Source organism: Sphaerospermopsis reniformis (genome assembly GCF_005402885.1).
GTDB classification, from domain to species: Bacteria; Cyanobacteriota; Cyanobacteriia; order Cyanobacteriales; family Nostocaceae; genus Sphaerospermopsis; species Sphaerospermopsis kisseleviana.
In genome coordinates this window covers 1-567 of the sequence record NZ_BJCE01000550.1, presented here as the reverse complement: position 1 = coordinate 567, position 567 = coordinate 1, and the positions used below count along the sequence as shown (strand labels likewise).

The following is a 567-nucleotide window of genomic DNA, read 5'->3' as shown; positions in this document are numbered from 1 at the left end:
GGGGAGCAACGCGATTTTGTGAAGTCGGGTATTATTCGAGCGATCGCCAAGCCCAAAACAGGCAACGCTAAAATATTTTTCTGAAATTAATGTCAAATAAATTACATTTAATCAATAAAAAGGCATGACAAGATATCTTGTGGAAATATTTCAAGAAGACGTTTATTAAATGATGTAGGATTGATAAAAATAAGCTGTCTACGTCAGTAATCAAAAAATGAAGTATTGATTATGACATAAAATTCCTATAAAGGGCAGTAGTAGGTATAAAATTATGTGACAGCTTGAGGATTTATAAAAGAAATAAAAATAGAATTACAGAAATTATTCCAGTTTCCAGCTATCCATTGACAACGTAGATGTAACATAATTTCAGCATTTTCTCTTAACCAAAATTTACTGTTTCCTTTCATTCTCAAATTAACAACTTGGCGGATCAGGCTTTCAATAGCACCACTACCAATAGGTAATTTACGGGCTAAAACTTTAGAGTAATTCAAACGCCCTTCCCGATAAGCACGTAAAAGATAATCCCTTTGTTTAACTAAAATTTTAGAATGCGCTGCT

At 32.6% G+C, this 567-nt stretch carries 1 pseudogene; it reads right to left on the bottom strand.

The window, feature by feature from the left end:
• Nucleotides 1–272 precede the first annotated feature (272 nt).
• A pseudogene (locus FFR48_RS28350) lies at nt 273–567 on the bottom strand (ISLre2-like element ISCst1 family transposase); the annotation flags it as partial.